The sequence below is a fragment of the Sporosarcina oncorhynchi genome (genome assembly GCF_033304615.1).
In the GTDB taxonomy this organism is placed as follows: domain Bacteria; phylum Bacillota; class Bacilli; order Bacillales_A; family Planococcaceae; genus Sporosarcina; species Sporosarcina oncorhynchi.
Genome location: NZ_CP129118.1, coordinates 1,885,141 through 1,904,772 on the forward strand (window position 1 = coordinate 1,885,141; position 19,632 = coordinate 1,904,772).

At 41.2% G+C, this 19,632-nt stretch carries 23 protein-coding genes; all 23 read right to left on the reverse strand.

The window, feature by feature from the left end:
• Positions 1 to 10: 10 nt before the first annotated feature.
• The gene (locus QWT69_RS09030; RefSeq protein ID WP_431312344.1) at positions 11 to 1,141 is read right to left on the reverse strand and encodes a protein-glutamate methylesterase/protein-glutamine glutaminase; all 1,131 of its coding nucleotides are present in this window, start codon (positions 1,139 to 1,141) and stop codon (positions 11 to 13) included.
• A 4-nt stretch (positions 1,142 to 1,145) separates the two neighbouring features.
• The gene (locus QWT69_RS09035; protein ID WP_317964943.1) at positions 1,146 to 2,009 is read right to left on the reverse strand and encodes a MinD/ParA family protein; all 864 of its coding nucleotides are present in this window, start codon (positions 2,007 to 2,009) and stop codon (positions 1,146 to 1,148) included.
• Positions 2,002 to 3,114 (reverse strand): flagellar biosynthesis GTPase FlhF, encoded by a 1,113-nt coding sequence (gene flhF / locus QWT69_RS09040; RefSeq protein ID WP_317964945.1) that lies wholly within the window; start codon positions 3,112 to 3,114, stop codon positions 2,002 to 2,004. The genes QWT69_RS09035 and flhF overlap by 8 nt, the downstream gene beginning before the upstream one ends.
• Positions 3,114 to 5,144 (reverse strand): flagellar biosynthesis protein FlhA, encoded by a 2,031-nt coding sequence (gene flhA, locus QWT69_RS09045; RefSeq protein ID WP_317964947.1) that lies wholly within the window; start codon positions 5,142 to 5,144, stop codon positions 3,114 to 3,116. Before flhA ends, flhF begins: the two co-directional genes overlap by 1 nt.
• A 26-nt stretch (positions 5,145 to 5,170) precedes the next feature.
• Positions 5,171 to 6,253: a flagellar biosynthesis protein FlhB gene (flhB, locus tag QWT69_RS09050; protein WP_317964949.1), complete on the reverse strand. Its 1,083-nt coding sequence runs from the start codon at positions 6,251 to 6,253 to the stop codon at positions 5,171 to 5,173.
• A 1-nt stretch (position 6,254) separates the two neighbouring features.
• On the reverse strand, positions 6,255 to 7,031 hold the full coding sequence (gene fliR, locus QWT69_RS09055) for a flagellar biosynthetic protein FliR (protein WP_317964951.1): 777 nt from the start codon (positions 7,029 to 7,031) through the stop codon (positions 6,255 to 6,257).
• A gap of 4 nt (positions 7,032 to 7,035) precedes the next feature.
• Entirely contained in the window at positions 7,036 to 7,305 is a 270-nt protein-coding gene (fliQ, locus tag QWT69_RS09060; RefSeq protein ID WP_317964953.1) for a flagellar biosynthesis protein FliQ, read from the reverse strand.
• Between the two features lie 53 nt (positions 7,306 to 7,358).
• Positions 7,359 to 8,024: a flagellar type III secretion system pore protein FliP gene (gene fliP / locus QWT69_RS09065; protein WP_317964955.1), complete on the reverse strand. Its 666-nt coding sequence runs from the start codon at positions 8,022 to 8,024 to the stop codon at positions 7,359 to 7,361.
• On the reverse strand, positions 8,017 to 8,712 hold the full coding sequence (locus QWT69_RS09070) for a flagellar biosynthetic protein FliO (RefSeq protein ID WP_317964957.1): 696 nt from the start codon (positions 8,710 to 8,712) through the stop codon (positions 8,017 to 8,019). Before QWT69_RS09070 ends, fliP begins: the two co-directional genes overlap by 8 nt.
• A gap of 4 nt (positions 8,713 to 8,716) precedes the next feature.
• Positions 8,717 to 9,079, reverse strand: coding sequence for a response regulator (locus QWT69_RS09075; RefSeq protein ID WP_317964959.1), 363 nt, complete (start codon positions 9,077 to 9,079; stop codon positions 8,717 to 8,719).
• 20 nt (positions 9,080 to 9,099) lie between these two features.
• On the reverse strand, positions 9,100 to 10,308 hold the full coding sequence (gene fliY / locus QWT69_RS09080) for a flagellar motor switch phosphatase FliY (protein WP_317971003.1): 1,209 nt from the start codon (positions 10,306 to 10,308) through the stop codon (positions 9,100 to 9,102).
• Positions 10,301 to 11,299 (reverse strand): flagellar motor switch protein FliM, encoded by a 999-nt coding sequence (gene fliM, locus QWT69_RS09085; RefSeq protein ID WP_317964961.1) that lies wholly within the window; start codon positions 11,297 to 11,299, stop codon positions 10,301 to 10,303. Before fliM ends, fliY begins: the two co-directional genes overlap by 8 nt.
• A gap of 38 nt (positions 11,300 to 11,337) precedes the next feature.
• Positions 11,338 to 11,772, reverse strand: coding sequence for a flagellar basal body-associated protein FliL (gene fliL, locus QWT69_RS09090; protein WP_317964963.1), 435 nt, complete (start codon positions 11,770 to 11,772; stop codon positions 11,338 to 11,340).
• Positions 11,762 to 11,983 (reverse strand): flagellar FlbD family protein, encoded by a 222-nt coding sequence (locus QWT69_RS09095; RefSeq protein WP_317971005.1) that lies wholly within the window; start codon positions 11,981 to 11,983, stop codon positions 11,762 to 11,764. Before QWT69_RS09095 ends, fliL begins: the two co-directional genes overlap by 11 nt.
• A 104-nt stretch (positions 11,984 to 12,087) precedes the next feature.
• Complete coding sequence (gene flgG / locus QWT69_RS09100) at positions 12,088 to 13,008, reverse strand: flagellar basal body rod protein FlgG (protein WP_317964965.1); 921 nt, start codon at positions 13,006 to 13,008, stop codon at positions 12,088 to 12,090.
• An 82-nt stretch (positions 13,009 to 13,090) separates the two neighbouring features.
• A complete protein-coding gene (locus QWT69_RS09105; protein ID WP_317964967.1) occupies positions 13,091 to 13,471 on the reverse strand; it encodes a TIGR02530 family flagellar biosynthesis protein in 381 nt (126 codons plus the stop codon).
• Between the two features lie 16 nt (positions 13,472 to 13,487).
• On the reverse strand, positions 13,488 to 14,135 hold the full coding sequence (flgD, locus tag QWT69_RS09110) for a flagellar hook assembly protein FlgD (protein WP_317964969.1): 648 nt from the start codon (positions 14,133 to 14,135) through the stop codon (positions 13,488 to 13,490).
• 4 nt (positions 14,136 to 14,139) lie between these two features.
• Complete coding sequence (locus QWT69_RS09115; RefSeq protein ID WP_317964971.1) at positions 14,140 to 15,432, reverse strand: flagellar hook-length control protein FliK; 1,293 nt, start codon at positions 15,430 to 15,432, stop codon at positions 14,140 to 14,142.
• A gap of 47 nt (positions 15,433 to 15,479) precedes the next feature.
• Positions 15,480 to 16,073, reverse strand: coding sequence for a MotE family protein (locus QWT69_RS09120; RefSeq protein WP_317964973.1), 594 nt, complete (start codon positions 16,071 to 16,073; stop codon positions 15,480 to 15,482).
• 1 nt (position 16,074) lies between these two features.
• Positions 16,075 to 16,527, reverse strand: a complete 453-nt coding sequence (fliJ, locus tag QWT69_RS09125) for a flagellar export protein FliJ (RefSeq protein ID WP_317964975.1) — start codon at positions 16,525 to 16,527, stop codon at positions 16,075 to 16,077.
• Complete coding sequence (fliI, locus tag QWT69_RS09130; protein ID WP_317964977.1) at positions 16,524 to 17,849, reverse strand: flagellar protein export ATPase FliI; 1,326 nt, start codon at positions 17,847 to 17,849, stop codon at positions 16,524 to 16,526. The genes fliJ and fliI overlap by 4 nt, the downstream gene beginning before the upstream one ends.
• 2 nt (positions 17,850 to 17,851) lie before the next feature.
• Positions 17,852 to 18,547: a FliH/SctL family protein gene (locus QWT69_RS09135; RefSeq protein ID WP_317964979.1), complete on the reverse strand. Its 696-nt coding sequence runs from the start codon at positions 18,545 to 18,547 to the stop codon at positions 17,852 to 17,854.
• A 69-nt stretch (positions 18,548 to 18,616) separates the two neighbouring features.
• On the reverse strand, positions 18,617 to 19,630 hold the full coding sequence (gene fliG, locus QWT69_RS09140; RefSeq protein ID WP_317964981.1) for a flagellar motor switch protein FliG: 1,014 nt from the start codon (positions 19,628 to 19,630) through the stop codon (positions 18,617 to 18,619).
• Positions 19,631 to 19,632: the final 2 nt, after the last annotated feature.

A 19,632-nucleotide genomic window follows, 5' to 3' on the forward strand; every position in this document is an offset into this window, starting at 1 on the left:
GACGCCCCCTTCATGATTGTAAAGATTCTAGCAATGCTGCTGATATATCTTGCAAGTCTTCGATTCTGTCTGCCAGACCTGCTTCATTTATTGCCTTTGGCATGCCGTAGACGACTGAAGTCCTCTCTGATTCCCCTATAGTGATAGTCGGGCGAGCACTCTTCAATTGCTGCATACCTTCCTTACCATCGTAGCCCATTCCTGTCATGATAATCGTAATGAATTGCAGACTTGTTTGTAATGCGGCTGATTCTAACAAAACATCCACTGCTGGACGATGACCTTTGCGCGGAGGTTCGATGTCATCAAGATGTACACAGTAACCATTGGTGCATTTCCTCATTTTTAAGTGTTTACCACCCGGTGCAATATACGCGACACCCTTTTGGAACAGCTCCCCATCTTCCGCTTCCTTGACATGGATTTCACTCAAACCATCCAACCGCTGGGCTAGAGATTTAGTAAACCCCGGTGGCATATGTTGGACAACTAATATTGGGACAGAGAGTGCAGCCGGCAATCGGGTCAATACTTCTTGTAGTGCCCGAGGTCCCCCTGTCGATGTGCCTATTATAACAAAAGTTTCATGCATTTTGGAAAGTTTATTTTCTTTAGGCACTTTTTGGTTATTTGTTGAAACAATCAGTGGCTTTTCAGAAGTATTCACCTTAAGGCTATTCTCCAATTTTTCGACCTTTTTTACACTTCGTCCAGATGCGAGATTCGTTATATTGACTTTGGACGCAGCTACGACCTTTTCGACAATTTCATGTTCAACGTCTTGGAGGTTTAAGGAAATTGGACCACCTGGTTTAGCAATGAAATCCACTGCGCCATATTCCATAGCCATCATCGTGTTCCTTGCACCCGTTTCCGTTGTACTGGATAACATGACAATAGGCGTAGGCTGGTGTTTCATAATCTGTTGGAGTGCCTCCAAACCGTTCATCAAAGGCATTTCAATATCCATTGTAATTACATCAGGACGCAATTCACTGACCTTTAATAGAGCATCTTTTCCGTTTCTCGCCGTTGCTACGACTTCTAACGAAGGATGTTTCGAAAGCATATCCGAAATCAATTTGCGCATAAATGCTGAATCATCAACAACCAGAACTTTTTTCAAGTTATCGCTGGATATCAAATTAGTCACGCCCTTTCGAAAATATCCCTTTCAGCTTACTGAGAAAACCTGTTTGTTGCTTGTCTACTGTGAGATTCTCTTTTACAAAAGTGTCCGCGATTGCTGACATTCTTTTTGAGATAAGCGCTTGTGGAAACATAACTATAAAAGGTTTTTGGGCTAATACAGCTTTATGAACAGATGGATCTTCCGGGAGAAAACCAAGAATAGTCGTCTCTTTATCAAGAAATTTCTTCATTGCATATTGTAAGCGGGTTACAGATTCATTTCCGTCGTCATGTTTTGACACGCGGTTACTCACAATACTGAATTTCTTATCTGGATCCTGCAAGCAGATGAATTTCATCATGGAGTACGCATCTGTAATTGAAGTTGGTTCAGTTGTAGAGATGACAATGACTTCATCCACAGCGATGATTAGTTCAATCGATCGTTGCGTTGCACCCGCACCCATATCAAATAGGATGAAATCATAATCTAGTTGCAACTGCTCAAATGCCGCTAGCAGTCGGCCGAACATATCTTCTGACCAATCTAGCACGGAATCTAATCCAGATCCACCGGAGATAAAAGTGAGTCCATCGTTTTCGTGATTAATAACCTCATCCAGTTGGCGATTGCCAAGTAGATAGTCTTTCAAACTGTAAGTAGGTGTGACGCCTAGAAGAATATGAATATTCCCCATACCGATGTCCATATCTACAACGATGACTTTTTTCCCTTTCATACGAAGTGCCTGTGCAAAATTAGTCGAAAAGTTTGACTTGCCGACTCCTCCCTTACCACTAACTATCGCAATTGACTTGGCCAGTCCACCTTGTGCTTTCAACATCTTCATACGTAGTGTTTCGGCTTGATCATGCATGATTGACACCTGCCAACAAGAGATCAATTAACTTTTTTAGAGTAGCTTCAGAAATATCTTCCGGCACTTCTTGACCATCCGTATAATAGGCGACCCCTTTTCCGTATTGTTTCATCAGATTGAAAATAGGACCAACGGAATGAGTCTCATCCACTTTTGTGAAAATGAATTTTCCAATTGGAAATGAAGTGAATCTATCAACTATTGTCTTCATATCCTCTTCTTTCGATGTGACAGATAACACGAGGTACGACTCCATATCAAGCTCAAAGTCGATAAGATTCTTTATATCATCGACATATTTGCTTTCTTTGTAATTGCGTCCCGCTGTATCAATGAAAACGACATCAATGTCTTTCATCTTGGCGATAGCTTCATTGAAGTCTTCTTTGTTATAGACAACTTCTACAGGCGCTTGAAGCAAGTTTGCATAAGTCCGCAGTTGTTCAATGGCCGCAATACGGTATGTATCGGTTGTGATGAAGCCTACTTTCTTTTTATCTTCCAACAATGCCCTAGCGGCAATTTTGGCAATTGTCGTCGTTTTACCGACTCCTGTCGGACCAAGGACATTGACATATTTTCGATTAAAGGAAATTCCGCCAAAAGGAAGTGCAGAAAATTCATCGAGTAAAATTTTTCTAGCATACTCATTCTGCTCTTCTAAATTGAAATCCTTTTTCTCATCTTTCATCCGTGTATACAGTTCATTTCCGATTTTAAAGATTAACTCTTCCGATAATTCCTGCTGTTCGAGTGATGATAGCAATGGTGTCAAGCTTTCTGGCAAATTTATATATGCAGAAGACTGTTTCATATCCTGAAGCAGTTTTCTCATTTCTTTCATCTCTTTTTTAATTTCGGAATTGGCTTCGGATCCTGCAAAAGTCTGCTGTGGCTTATTATAGCGTGCAGGTTCTTGTGGAAAGGCAACAGGTTCATCATAACCTGCCACCACTTCCACGGATTTTTTTTGAAAAAATCCCATAAATCCTTTTGATTTTATGACTGATGAACTAAGAATGACAGCTTCATCGCCGAAATCAGCTCTTACTTTCTTCATCGCCTCCACCATTGTGTCGGCAGTATATTTTTTCATCTTCATCAAATATCCACCACCCCGACACTTTGTACTTCTATGGAAGCTTCAAGTTCATTATAAGATAATACCGGTATTTGCGGGAAGTATCGTTCCGTAATCTGACGTAAATACATCCGTATAGCAGGCGAGCATAAAATGACCGGCGATTGATCCATCAAGGCAACTCTTTCGACTTCTCTTGCGATCGATTCCAAAATCTCCTGTGAACTGGCTGGGTCAATCGATAAGTAATTCCCCTGCTCAGTTTGTTGGATGTTATCAGCTATCAGCTTTTCAACTTTGCCTGAAACGGTCAATACTTTTAATGCGTCTGAACCGCTCGCATATTGGGAAGTAATTTGTCTTGCTAAAGCCTGCCTGACATACTCAGTTAAAAGATCAATGTCAGAAGAATACTTAGAGTAGTCCGCCAGCGTTTCAAAAATAATTGGCAGATTTCTAATAGATACACTTTCATTAAGCAATTTGGCAAGCACTTTCTGGATTTCACCGATTGATAACGGAGTCGGCGTCAATTCATCAACAAGAATTGGATACGTCTCACGCACATGATCGACTAGTTGCTTTGTTTCTTGACGGCCAATTAAATCAGCTGCATTTGCACGGATCACTTCAGTCAAGTGAGTAGATACAACGCTTGGCGGATCGACAACGGTATACCCCATAATTTCAGCGTCTTCCTTGACATCTTCCGTAATCCATTTAGCTGGAAGTCCAAATGAAGGCTCTATAGTATCTATACCAATAATCGAATCATCTCCGCCAGGACTCATAGCGAGATAGTGATCTAGAAGCAATTCCCCTCTAGCCAGCTCATTTCCTTTAATTTTGATCCGGTATTCATTTGGTTGCAACTGAATATTATCACGGATTCGAACGACCGGTATGACTAGCCCAAGTTCGAGTGCAAGTTGTCTACGAATCATAACGACTCGATCTAACAGGTCTCCACCTTGCTGTGCATCAACGAGCGGAATTAGTCCATACCCGAACTCAAACTCAATCGGATCGACATTCAACAAGTTGACGACATTTTCAGGACTTTTCAACCCTTCCGTTTCGACTTCCTCTTCCATCTCCAACATCTCATCAGGATTTTCTTCGGGTTTTCTCATAAGCATCATTGCAGCAATACCAAGCGTAGCTGCGACTGGAATCGTGAAAATATTGGAGATTGGCGTAAATAGACCTAATAGTAATAAGGTTGTAGCTGCAACAATTAACAACTTTGGCTGTCCCAATAACTGTTTTGTAATATCCGATCCAAGATTCCCTTCGGACGCAGCTCTTGTAACAACGATACCGGTTGCTGTGGAAATAAGTAGTGCTGGTATTTGAGATACGATTCCGTCTCCAACTGTCAGCCGAGAAAATCGCGCCGCCGCTTCCGCGAATGGCAAGTCCATTTGGACAACACCAATGATCATACCGACTAACAGGTTAATGATAACGATAATGATTCCAGCAATTGCATCTCCTTTAACAAACTTTGTCGCACCATCCATTGCCCCGTAGAAATCCGCTTCATTACTTACTTTTTCACGGCGTGTACGTGCGTCAATTTCGGAAATCATACCTGCGTTCAGATCCGCATCGATACTCATCTGTTTACCCGGCATAGCATCAAGCGTAAAGCGGGCAGCAACTTCAGATACACGCTCGGATCCTTTTGTAATAACAATAAACTGAATGATGATTAAAATGACGAAAACGACTAAACCGACTACGACATTCCCTCCGGTTACGAATGTACCGAATGTATCAACGACACTCCCTGCATCACCTTTAGATAGAATAGCACGTGTAGTAGAGACGTTCAGGCCTAAGCGGAACAACGTCAACAATAAGAGCAAAGAAGGAAATATGGAAAACTGCAAAGCTTCCTGCATATTCATAGACGTCAGTAAAACCATCAAACCTAATGTAATATTGATGATGATTAAAAAACTTAATAGCCACGGTGGCAACGGGATGACGAGCATTGCGACAATCATGATAACCGCCGCTAACACACCTATATCTTTGAACTGCATGTCATCCCTACTTTCTCATAGTGTACTCATATTTTTCGTTGAATGCGATAAACATATGCCAATATCTCAGCCACTGTTTTGAAAAACTCATCTGGAATTCGATCTCCGATTTCTACATCGTCATACAAAGCTCTAGCTAATGGTCTATTCTCTACCATGACAATCTCATGCTCTTTCGCAATCAGCTTAATCTTCTGGGCTATGAAATCGGCACCTTTAGCAATAACTACCGGGGCATCCATCTGATCGTCATCATATTTAAGAGCAATGGCAAAGTGGGTTGGGTTTGTAATAACCACATCGGCTTGGGGAACTTCTTGCATCATCCTTCTCATCGCCATTTCGCGTTGGCGCTGTTTAATGCGCGATTTGATGATAGGATCCCCTTCCGTATTTTTATATTCATCCTTAATATCCTGTTTAGACATTTTAAGGTTTTTTTCATAATCATATTTCTGATAAAAATAATCCAGGATCGATATGAACAACAACACGAATGATGCAACGATCCCCATCAACGCAACTAATTGTCCGACGACGATCATCGCATCCTTCGGCGTTTTGAAAGCCAGCCCGAGTACTTTCTCGATATTTGTGACAAGAAGTAATGTCGTAACAGAGCCGATAAAAGAAATTTTCAATAATGATTTCATCAATTCAACTAATGCACGGATAGAAAATATCCGTTTCAACCCTTTAATTGGATCAATCTTCTTCAAATCGAATTTCAATGTCTCCGTCGTAAACAGTAAACCGAATTGGGCAAGGTTTCCTGTTATACCTGCAAGGACGGCAACTGCCATGACAGGTAGTAGAATAAAAGCCATCTGTATGAGCATCGTCGTGTAAATGATCATCGTTCCGTCTTCATCTAACGTTTTAATAGGCATGAATTCGGTGAATGTATGTGTAAAGAATGTAAAGAAACGATCACGCATGAATCCCGCGGCAAAAAACAAGAACATAAACACAAAAAGCAAGACAATTGAACTTGTAACATCCGCACTCTTCAGTACTTGCCCTTTCTTACGGGAATCGAGACGCTTTTTTGGAGTGGCCTTTTCTGTCTTCTCGCCTGCAAAGAATTGTAGATCCAAGCGAATCATCATTTCAGCCACCCCCTAAGATGATCATCAAATCCCTCATTGCCGACATCATTATTTCAAACAACTTGCGCATCATCGAAATCATGACGGTGAACATCGTCACTAGCACGAGAAAACTCACGCCAATCTTAATCGGAAAACCGACAACAAAAATGTTTAATTGAGGGACCGTTCTTGCAGTGATTCCTAAAGCCAAATCGACAAGAAACAATGTCGCGACAATTGGTATAGACATTTGAAAAGCGATGGCGAACGTTGTCATAAACAACCGCGCAACAAATTCAATCAGCCTTTCTTCACCGAACGCCGGCCAAAGCATATCCATTGGAACAAAGCGGTAACTATAAAAAATACCATCCAACAACATATGATGCGCGTTCAATGTAAGCAGCAATAACATAGCCAATACATTAAAAAATTGACCGAGCAAAGGTGATTGTGCACCTGTTTGAGGGTCAATGACGTTGGCAATTGCAAAACCCATCTGAAAATCGATAAAACCGCCAGCAATCTGGATAGCAGACATGACGATGTATGCTATCACGCCTATGTATAGGCCGACTGTTGCTTCTTTTAATATCAAAAGTATGTATGTACCATCAATTTGCAGATCGGGTGCATCGATTGTATAGACCATGAACCAAGCCAACAGAGCAGCAAACAATATGCGTTGTGTTGTCGGGATAGCGCGATAGGAAAACAAAGGTACGGTAACGATAAATGCAGTGACTCGAGTCAGTATGAGCAGGTAAACAGCTAGGGATGGCAATAATTCTTCCATTACATCACCCTATATACCTGACTAGGTTTTCAAAGATATCTGAAGCGAAAGCTGTCACCCTTCCCAGCATCCAAGGACCGAAAAATATAATGCCAACAAGTACTGCTATGATTTTCGGAACAAACGCTAATGTCTGTTCCTGAATCTGTGTGGTCGCTTGAAATATACTGACCGTCAAACCAGTAACTAAAGCGACAATTAATAGTGGGCCTGACGCTAACAAAATGACCCATATCGCCCGTTCTGCTATCGTTATAACCATTTCGCCCGTCATGATTCACCACTCCCATTATATAAAAAAGATACCGGTTGATTAGCTATAGTCAGCTAAAAGCTTTGAAGCAATGATTTAATAATGAGATACCATCCGTCCACAAGAACAAACAACAGAATTTTAAAAGGCAATGAAATCATTACCGGCGGCAACATCATCATACCCATAGACATTAGTACACTTGCTACAATCATGTCGATGACGAGAAATGGGATGAAAACCATGAAACCCATCTGAAATGCGGTTTTGATTTCACTTAAAGCGAAAGCAGGAACGAGCATTGTCAAAGGAATATCTTCCAATTTTTCGGGCTGCTCGGCTTTATTGTACCGTATGAACAGTTCCAGATCTTTTTGCCTCGTATGCTTGCTCATGAACTCTTTGAAAGGACCACTCATCTCTTCATAGGCTTCTTCAAGCGAAATTTCTTCCGCGAATAATGGTGTGAGCGCTTTATCATTCACTTCCTGAAAAGTAGGTGCCATGACGAAAAACGTTAAAAACAGCGCTAGTCCTACAATAACTTGGTTTGGAGGCATTTGCTGTGTCGCTAGTGCGGTTCTGACAAACGACAGCACGATGACAATTCTCGCAAACGAAGTCATTAGAATTAGAATAGCAGGTGCAAGCGAAAGAACAGTGAGAAGAAGAAGCATTTTGATGGATGTTGATACGTTTGCCGCGTCACTGTCCGAAAAAAACTGGACGAAATCATTCATCTTTTCTGCTCTCCTTTTCTTCCAATCGGCTTAAGTGTTTCTGGCGTTCTGATTTGAGTTCATCCAATCGGGTTGCGAAAATATTTTTGAAGTCTTCTTGTTCACTCTGATTGTCTGAAGAGCCATTTCTTCTCTCTGAAATGAACGTTATAATCTTACTTACAAATCCGGATGATGGATTTATTCCATCTTCTCCGAGATAGCTTTCCAATTGACGGATTTCTTCAGGATCAACAATTTCTTTCAGCAACCTGACTTCATCTCCAACCCCTACCAAATAGTAAGTGTCACCAATCATGACAAGTTGTATAGACTTTTGCTGACCTAAGGAAAGACCGCCCATATTTTTCATCAATCGATGTTGTTCAAACATCCGGTTCTTACGATTTAAAAACTTTAATAATGCAAGCAAAAGCGCAATGACAAAGATAAATGCAAAAATCATCCGTATATAATCTCCCCAAGAAGAACCACTAGCTGCCTCGCTAGTTGAACGATTGGCAGCCGGTTCATCTTTCTCTTCCATTATGGGAGTTTCATCCTTCTCATCTTTACCAGTTTTATAAAAATCCGAAAGAAATGTATCATTATCGGATTCTGCAAATACAACAAGCGAAGGCAATGTAAAGAACAATAAACACACTAGAATGAATGGTAATGACTTCGTTAATATAATTGCTACTCTCATACAATCAACCTAAAGCTTTTTGAATCGCTTCGACAACTCGGTCTGCTTGGAAAGGCTTAACGATGAAGTCTTTTGCCCCCGCCTGGATTGCATCGATAACCATTGCCTGTTGCCCCATCGCTGAACACATAATGATTGTCGCGGATGGATCTTTTTCCTTGATTGCTTTTAATGCTGCGATTCCATCCATTTCAGGCATTGTAATGTCCATTGTGACAAGGTCAGGTTTCAATTCCATATATTTTTCGACTGCCTGTGCACCGTCAGCCGCCTCACCTACAACTTCAAAACTGTTCTTTGTCAAAATATCCTTAATCATCATGCGCATAAAAGCCGCGTCGTCTACTATTAAAATACGTTTACCCATTCTCTATGACCTCCCGAATACTATCTTAAATTATTTAGACGTTCTGTCTGACTCAAAATATCTGTTATGCGCACACCGAAATTCTCATCGATGACAACAACTTCTCCACGCGCAATATGCCGGTTATTCACCAGTATATCGACAGGTTCCCCCGCCAGCTTATCCAATTCCAATATGGAACCGCTCGACATTTCAAGGATTTCTTTCACGGAACGCTTTGTCCGTCCTAGCTCAACTGTTACTTTCAACGGGATATCCAATAACATATTCAAGTTATTGGATTCCGATGGATTTAACGACGGTGACTCAAAGCTAGCAAACTGGGCTTGCTGTACATGTACAGGTGGTTGTTGCTGCCTAGTTGGCATCTGCTGAGGAGCTGCCTGTTGTTGCATCGGTGGTTCCTGATAGTATTGTTGTTCTTGTTGTTGCTGTCTTTGCGGCTGTTGCGGCGGCCTTTGTTCATAATTCGGCTGTTGTGTTGAAAGCGGTTCAACAGGGGCTTCCTCCATAGTGACAGCCGATTCCTCCTCTGCCCCCATACCCATTAACTGAGCGACTAAATTCTTTCCGAATTCCAGTGGGAACAACTGCATAATGTTGGAGTCAATTAATGAACCGACTCTTAAATCGAATGATACTTTGATCATCAATTCATTTTCAGGAATTTGTTCTGTGCTTTCTTCGCTTTTAATATCAAATAAATCAATGGAAGGTGGTGAAATATCGACTTTCTTATTGAAAACAGTCGACATCGACGTTGCCGCAGAACCCATCATCTGATTCATTGCTTCCTGCACAGCACTCAAGTGGATTTCATTTAATTCTTCACTTGGTGCCAACCCATCTCCTCCAAGCATTAAATCCGCAATAATAGCCGCGTCACTTTGCTTTATGACGAGAAGGTTCGTGCCATGTAAGCCTTCTGTATATTCCACTTGAATCGCAACATAAGGATGTACGAATTCCGTTTCCAACAGACTTCTGTTCACAACTGTAATTTCAGGTGTTGTAATTTCAACTTTCTGTCCTAATAAGGAAGATAAAGCTGTAGCTGAACTACCGAAGGAGATATTCCCTACTTCGCCTAATGCGTCTTTTTCCATTTCACTTAAATGACTTTGTAAATCATTATTCTCAGAGGACGATGTTGCGGCTTCTTCTGAAGGAAGCGGTTCTCCACGTAATAATGCTTCGATTTCTTCTTGGGATAGCACGTTATCACTCATCATCTTCATCCCCTCCGTTCAATATATCAATAATTTGCACGGCCATCCGATTTCGCATATGGCCGGGCTGTGCAGTGAATTTTGGAATATCCCCCACCTTCACAAGAAGAGGATCATCTATTTTCGTATCAAGCGAAATAACGTCTCCCGCCTGAAGATACAAGAAGTCTTCAACTGATATCGAGCCTTGTCCAAGCTCCGTTGTAATCGCCAAACTTGTTTGCTTAAGTCGTTTTTCCAAAATGATACTTTGTTCTGGTGACGGTTCTTTCTTATTTGTCTGCATCCAGTACCGTACTGACAAGTTCGGTACTATCGGTTCAAGGACGACGTGTGGAATACATATATTTATCATCCCACTCGATTCACCGATCATAATGTTGAATGAAATGACGACAACCGTCTCATTCGGTGAAATCATCTGCAGAAATTGAGGATTCACTTCCATTTCTGATAAGAACGGATCAATTTCAATAATTCCTGACCACGCTTCACGTAAATTGTCAAACGACCTTTCAAAAAGATTGGTCAATATCTTTGTTTCAATTTCCGTCATATTATCCACTTTCCCCGGACCATCACCGACACCGCCCATTAACCGGTCCAACATCGAGTAAGCCACATTCGGATTCACTTCCATGATGATATTGCCTTCCAGTGGTGGAACTTCGAATATATTTAGCAATGTCATATTTGGAATCGATCGGATGAACTCCTCGAATGGAATCTGATCGACCGAGGCAACATTGATTTGTACATATGTCCGCAACTGCGCTGAGAAGTATGTTGTTAATAATCTGGCAAAGTTTTCATGGATTCGAGTTAAACTTCGGATCTGATCCTTTGAAAATCGAAGAGCACGTTTAAAGTCATAGACTTTGACCTTTTTTGTTTCATCTTCTTTTTTCATCTCATCCGCTGACATTTCACCAGTTGAGATTGCGGATAATAATGCATCAATTTCATGTTGGGATAAAATATCTCCAGCCATTAAGCCACCTCCAGTCCCTGTATACGATTAGTACATTGTTAATTAATAATGTAAGAAACGATATACACTTTTTCAATTTCCCCCTGCTGCATAAGCGGATTTAACTGTGCCTTTATAGCTTCCTCGAATGCGCGTTTGCCGGATTTCCCATCAAAATCTTCCGCTGTCATTTCAGACAATTCCTGAATGACAATATTATTGATTTGAAAATCCCGCTTTCTCAATTCTTCTGCAGATTTTTTATTGCTTGTCTGGATCTTCAAGGAAATTTTTATATACTGCTTTCCTGAAAGATTTGTCGTGATTTCCGGTACATCGACAGAAGCTTCTACAATCTCATCGATTGTCGGTTCTTTCGGTTCACTAGGTCCGCTATTATTGGACAATTGCAATTTGAGGACAAGACCAATAATACTTAACAACGAAATAACAACTAATACGATAAGTGCAATAGTCAATGCTTTACTCTTCATCTTCTTCACCCCAAATATGCGGATTCGATAACAATTGAACTGATTGATAGAAATTAATGATGCGTTGGCTAACGACATCAGCCGGTTCGAGGACGACATATTTTGACCCAGTCGTCAACGTAATTGTCGTATCAGGAAACGTCTCCACTTTTTCTATGTACAGTGCATTAAGCGTATAAACCGCACCGTTCAAACGTGTTACTTGGATCATATGTAAGGGGCCGGGCACAGAGCCGGCCCGGCCCTCCTTTTCTGATGAAGCTATTTTATGTTTAAGAGATTGGCTAACTGGGTAACTATAATGTGGGAATACTATTATCGTTTCAAGTTAACTAGTTCTTGCAAGATTTCGTCTGATGTTGTGATGATTCTTGTGTTTGCTTGGAAACCACGTTGAGCAACGATCATTTCTGTGAATTCTTCGGAAAGGTCAACGTTGGACATTTCTAGGAAGCCGGATTCGATATCTCCAAGTCCTGACGTAGTTGCAATTCCCTTTAATGCATCACCAGAGTTTGAAGTACTTGAAAAGTAATTCCCACCAACTTTCTCCAATCCTCCCGGGTTAGGGAACTTGGAGATAACCAATTGACCTGCCCACTTTAATACACCAGCATTATCGACAAAAGTGACAGTACCATCTTTTCCAATCGACATACTTTTCGCATCAGTAGGAATTTTAATCGGATTTTCAGCAGTACCTGTTTTAATTGAAATAGCATTAGTAGTTGCATTAAAAGTAGGTGATAAATTCGCATTTGGTACAGGGTAAACTGGAGGAGTACCAGTTGGTGTTGCCGCAACTCCAACCAAGTATTTTCCATCCGAATTAACTAAATAACCGTTATTGTCCATATAGAAGTTTCCAGCGCGTGTGAATAAAACATTATTAAATCCCGTAGGTGTGGTGCCGGTTGAATCTGCGACTTGGAAGAAACCATCTCCAGATATAGCTAAATCCAATGTATTACCTGTAAATTGAGTTGATCCCCCAGAATGGATTGTATCTATAGCAGATAATTGGGCACCTAGCCCAACTTGCTTTGGATTGACCCCCCCACGTGTAGCAGTAGCACCAGATGCTCCTGCAACACTCTGTGAAATTAAATCCTTAAATATCGTTCGTCCTTTTTTAAATCCATAAGTATTAACGTTCGCAATATTGTTACCAATTACATCCAACTTCGTTTGGAAGTTTTTCAATCCTGAAATTCCTGAGTACATCGATCTTAACATGTAATTTTTCCCCTCTCGGAATGTGTATCTGCCTCTATCGGTCGGCAGTACGATTGGCATCCTCTATCTGAGGTCCTGCCGGTTAGCTGAGCACGATTGTGCCGTCGATATTTGTAAATAGTTGATCTTTCGCTTCCTTGCGATCCATCGCTGTTATGACTGTGGAATTTTTTGCGCTGACGATCAGTGCTGCTTGATCCATAAGTACAAGCGATTCTTTGATTCCCTTCATTTTCGCCTCGTTCACCTTATCTGAGATGTGGGCCCACTCGACTTCTGAAATATGGATATTCCGTTCTTTCAGTCTGTCGGTTGCATGTTTACTAATTTTCAACTCTTGCGGCTGAATTGCCTTGTTGAGTTGTTCAAGAAACGATTGCTGCGGACGCTGAACAGGTTTATGAGGTTGTCCTTGGCGTATGTGCGTCTGCGACGGAACGTGGTGGATGTTTAGTTTCTCCATACACTCGCTCCTGTTCTTATTGGCTTATCGACGTAAATGACTTTCCGTCAATTCTTGTACCATCCTCTAAAATATATTGCAACTTTCCTTCTTTGTTTGAAACAGAAATGACTGTTCCAGTTTTTTCGTCTTCACCATCCATATACCCTACCGTCTTACCGATTAGCTGGCTTGCTTCTACTAGACTATTCGCACCACTTGAACCTGAAAGTACTTCAGATATATTGCCTGGTGTTAATTCCTTGCCGTCTTCCATTGTGAATACGACAGATCCGTTCACGAACTTCGCTGATTGGATAATGCCTGTTCCTTCATTAATGATTGGTTTACCTGCTTCATCTTTTTTGTCGCTCACTTCATGCCATTTGACACTTTTCCCTACAAATTGATTATATTGAATCAATTGCGTTTGGTTTTGTGCTTCCGCAAACTTATCAAATGCTTTCGCCAAGTTCATCGTCTGTTCTAAGGAAGAAAATTGAGCCATCTGTGCGATGAATTCGTTATCCTTCATCGGATTAGTTGGATCTTGATTTGTCAGTTGAGCGATCAGTATTTTCATGAAAGCGTCTTTCCCCATCGTATCTGGTCCTGTTTGCCGTTGATCGCGCTGTTTATTGACGAGATACATCGAGTCTGTAATCGTTTTTTGGACTTCTGGCATTTCACTACACCTCCAATTCAATCATAAATTCGTCAAACGTCATTTCTTCTTCTGTTTGACTATTGTCCTTATTGGACTCTTCTTGTTGCTCACGCTTGAACTGTTCGTTGAAAGCTTGTTCGCGATCATTTTTTGACGTTTCTTGGATGGACTGTGTCACGTCAATACGTTCAACTTGCAAGTTTTGTTGAGCTAATGCATTTCTTAATTGGTGCATTTGACTATCAAGCATCCCTTTTGCTAAAGCTGTTGAAGCTAGTATTCTAGCTGAAAGGACACCGTTTGTTTCGTGTAATTCGATACGGATTTGTCCAAGATGTTCTGGATAGAGCTTGATAAGCATCCTAGTAGATCCACCTACTTGTCCAAAATTCGATCTTTTGAAAAGCATCTGCATTTCACGCATCAATGCTTCACTGCGTGAGGAACCGGCGCTGTCAGTTTGTGGGATGGAAAATTCCGCTCTTGTCTGCGTAATAGCTGTATTCGGACTACTCGTTAGATGACTTGTTGTTTCAGGCTGCTTTTGAGTTGCATTTTCATCTGCATTCGATGAGGATGTATCGGCTTGAACAACGACTCTTAAGTTTTGTTGTTGCTGCATGAATGGAAGTACATTCTGTTTACCATTAGTCGCTGTCAAAGTAAGTTGTTGGATTTGCTCAGAAGCACTTTGCAGCATCGATTGAAAACTGAACATTTTCTGTTCCATCGACAATGTCATATCTACTTTAGGTGCTATTAACTCCGTAGCCTTAAGAAGTGCCAATAAGTTAATGGATTGATTTTGACTAGAAGAACCTTCCATCGAATCGAATAGTTGTTGGTAGAAATTCATACCTCGATCTTCAAACACCGTTAACAGTGACCAAACATCAGTTAAACTATTTAGTTCATCTATTTCATCCTCAACTAGACCGGTTTTTTCTAAAACACTCTTCAAAGACTCCAATAATTTTTCAGGGTCAATAGATAGCATTGTTGCAAAGTCTGTTAAATTGAGCTTTCCACTAATCGTATGCATTTCTTTTGAAAACTCGACATTTTCATATCCAGGAATTTGTTGTAATGCCTGCTCTAGCTCTTCAGGTGTTTTAGCAGCAAATAGTTGTTGGATCATTTCGAGTGGAACTTGTACGATTTCTTCATTCAGAATCTGCCCCATTGGTTCAGCTTTCATTGTCATGCCAGCAAAGACATTACCGAATGATTGCATTGAAGTATCGGTTTTTTGACCAGCGCTTATTGGCGATTGGGTGCCTAATCCCATCATGGATTGCATCGCTGCGATATTCACTTTTTCTTTCACCTCCCCTCAATCTCTATTATACTACTTTTTTCTAGTTATTTCGTCATAAGACTAGTATACTTTGCCGCATCCTCGACAGACATCTTCTCTAATATCGGTGCAAGTGTGTCTGGTTTCAAGCTAGCAAGTATCTGAATCGCTTCTGCATCGCTCATTTTGGAGATAACAGGCGCTGCGGATTTTGGTGACATCTTTTCGAACGTGGAAATAATTTCTTTCATATCACGTTTGGAATCGTCCTTTTGTACTTTCAAGAGTTCGATTTCATTCAAAAGATTTTGCTGTTCAGTCAGTAAATCCTGCTTTTCAATATTGGATTTATCAAGTTCTTCTTGAAGTTTGTAAAGCGCCGCTTCTTTTTCCTGTATTTCTGCTTGCAGCGTGACAACACGTTCTCCCATTGCAAGATCTTCAGTACTATCTTCGTCGTCTTTTTCTTTGTCGACGAAAGGAAGAGTTTGCGTAAATTCCTTCGCTTTGTCAAAAACGTTTATATCTGCAACGTAGGCAATTACAAGTAACACCATAGTTGTGAACAATAAAGGAATGAGTGTCCAAAGTAATAAGTCTTGAAAGACACGAGTACCTTTTTTCTTTTCTATTTTCAATTGATCGGACTTTTTCGCCACATTACCACCCTGTTTCTCTTCTATGGAACTTTAATGTAGACAATTCGTCTAGCATAGTCGATTCTATCTGTTCCATTTCCGTTCGATAATGCTCTTTGTCTTTTTCTTTCATTTTTTCGTACTTCTTCACTTCAATCGACTTTTCCAATAGTTTCTCTTCATACCAATTCATTTTCGAACGAGCTTTGATGACAGATTGTTGGAGTGTGTCGATACGCTTTTCCAGACTGTCGATGAAATGGGCGAACTGATGAATATCCGTAATGAAGAATCCCTCCGCAAGCTTTTGCTGGTGCTTGTCAGTTACATCTTCTTTCTTCTTCAGCACCTCATACAGTTCGTTTGCGACGGCTTCAAAAGACTCCACAGACTTCTTAAACTCCATTTCCGTATCCGTTTTTTCCTGTTCGCGGAAATTGAGCACTTTTTCGAATCGATATTGATAGGGTTTCAACGTGAGTCACCTCCTGGAGCCAGTGATATCAATTCACTGATACTATCTTCCATACTCACATTATCTTTATAGCTTTGTTTTAAATAGTTTGTAATATGTGGTTCAAATTCAATTGCCTCATCAATCTCACGCGATGTACCTCGTTTGTACGCCCCAATGTTGATGAGATCTTCAGATTTATCATACGTATAATATAATTCACGAAGTTTTTCTGCGGCTTTCACATGATCCGGACTGGCAATATGGTTCATAAGACGGCTGACGCTCTTTAATACGTTTATGGCTGGATATTGTCCTTTGTTCGCAAGTGTCCTGTCCAACACGATATGCCCGTCTAAAATACCGCGGACAGCATCCGCAATTGGTTCGTTCATATCGTCCCCGTCAACTAGAACTGTATAGAAAGCGGTAATCGCACCCACTTCATTCGTTCCTGTCCGTTCTAATAGTTTTGGTAATATGGAGAAAACGGATGGGGTATACCCCCGCGTGGCAGGCGGTTCACCGACTGCAAGCCCAATTTCACGCTGCGCCATTGCGACTCGTGTGACGGAATCCATCATTAGCATGACATTCATGCCTTTATTCCTGAAGTATTCTGCAATCGCCGTTGCCGTGAAAGCACCTTTAATACGCATGAGGGCTGGCTGGTCTGATGTAGCAGCAACTACTATCGTGCGGCTCAATCCTTCTGGACCCAAGTCCCGTTCAATAAATTCACGCACTTCTCGTCCACGCTCACCGATAAGACCGATGACATTTAAATCTGCGGTTGTATTTCTCGCAATCATTCCGAGAAGCGTACTCTTCCCTACACCGGAACCCGCAAATATGCCTACACGTTGTCCATTTCCAACTGTCAGCATCCCGTCGATTGCTTTGACACCTACCGCTAATTTTTCATTGATTGGCATACGAGAAAGTACATTTGGAGGCTCCTGTTCAGCGCTGACAGTAGAAAGTCCTTTCGGCAATGCACTTTTATCGATCGGATTCCCCATCGAGTCCAACACTTTCCCAATCAGATTCATGCCGACTTTAACTTCCAATGGTTTGCCAGTGCTTTCAACAAGACACCCACTTGATATGTCATTAATACTTGTATAGGGCATCAGGATAACGATTTCTTCACGAAACCCAACAACTTCCGCAAGAATGATTGAATCTTTATCATTATTTAAATGGATATGACAGACGTCCCCGACTGAACTTACTGGTCCTTGGGACTCAATCATCAGACCGACAACACGAACAACGCGTCCGAACTTCGGAAATGTATTCAATTTCGAAATAGATCCTATTAGTTCTTCAGCTTTCTTCATTTTCAGTCACCACTTTCCATTAGTTCAACGAGTTTTTCTTTCAGTTCAATCAATTGATCATCTACACTGACAACGATTCGCCCTTGATTTGTTTCAATCATACATTCACTTTTCTCAAAGTCTTCATTGGCAAAGATCAGAAACGGAATATCTGGAGGGAAAACAGCGGCAAGTTCAGTTCTGTTCGCTGACACATTTTCATAGTCTTCCATTGAGATATAGAGCTTAATCTCTTTCGATTCCCTTGCTTCTTTCAAGCCTCTTTTCACCATTGTGATGAACGTATCGTCATTTTCATCCAGGACAGATCCAAGAATCCTTTCAGCAGTTCGCATCGCTAGTTCGAGAATGACTCTTTCTTGGCCTTCTATATACTTAATGGCATTTACCTTTGAATGCTCGGTTACCTCATTCGCAATTCTTACCGCATCGCTCATTTCAGCCAATGCTTTATTGCGACCTTCTTCATAACCGACTTGGAAGCCTTCGTCGTAAGCAGCTTGTTGCAGTTGAACTTTTTCTTTTTCCCAAGACGAATGCATATCGCGGATATCATCCAACGCAGTCTGTCTCAACTGTTCAAGATTTGCTTTTTCAATCTCAATCGTCATACGCGCTTCTTTGAGCATCTTGTCCCGTTCCAGGAAAAACACTTCACGCGACAATGTTTCCTCTGTTCTTGAAGCGTACTCTGGCATATTCAGATTTCTGATGGTAATTTCTTTAACGTTGCCATCTTTTGAAACGTCCTAGACGAACGGAATATATTAGACAATGACGTCATCCCCTCCACCGCGGGCTATGATGATTTCTCCTGAATCCTCTAATCTTCTGATGATGGAAACAATCCTCGCTTGTGCTTCTTCAACATCACGCAATCTCACAGGACCCATTACTTCCATCTCTTCCTGGAATGATTCAGCCATCCGCTGGGACATGTTCTTAAATAATATTTCGCGTACTTCCTCACTGGACACTTTAATGGACAAGACAAGGTCTTCATTTTCACATTCCCTGACAATCCGCTGAATTGAACGATTATCCAACGTGACAATATCTTCGAATACGAACATTCTTTTTCGAATGTCTTCTGCGAGTTCGGGATCCTGGATTTCAAGCGCATCGAGTATTGTCTTCTCGGTTGCGCGGTCTACACCATTCAACACTTGAACAACTGCATCGACGCCACCTGTTTCGGAGAAGTCCTGTGTGACAGTCGAGGACAATTTCCTCTCGAGTACAGCTTCAATTTCACTGATTACTTCAGGTGAAGTTGAATCCATCATGGCAATCCTTTTCGCGATATCCGCCTGCATTTCCTGAGGCAGAGAAGATAAGATCATACCAGCTTGTTCGGCATCCAAATACGACAAAATCAAAGCAATCGTCTGCGGGTGCTCATTTTGAATGAAGTTTAAGATTTGACCAGGATCTGCTCTTCTTGCAAAGTCGAATGGTCGAACTTGCAGTGATGAAGTTAAACGATTAATGATCGCCTGGGCATGTTCTTTTCCAAGAGCTTTCTCCAAAACAGTTTTCGCATAACCAATACCGCCTTGCGAAATGTAATCTTGAGCAAGTGCTATATTATGGAATTCAGAAATAATTTCATCCTTGACGATAGAATCGACCTTTTTCACACCTGAAATTTCAAGTGTCAACCGCTCAATTTCCTCTTCAGTCAAATGTTTATAGACAGCCGCCGAAACTTCCGGTCCCAAAGATATGAGAAGGAGTGCAGCTTTTTGTTTGCCTGTCATCCCTTTATCTTTCTTTACCACGT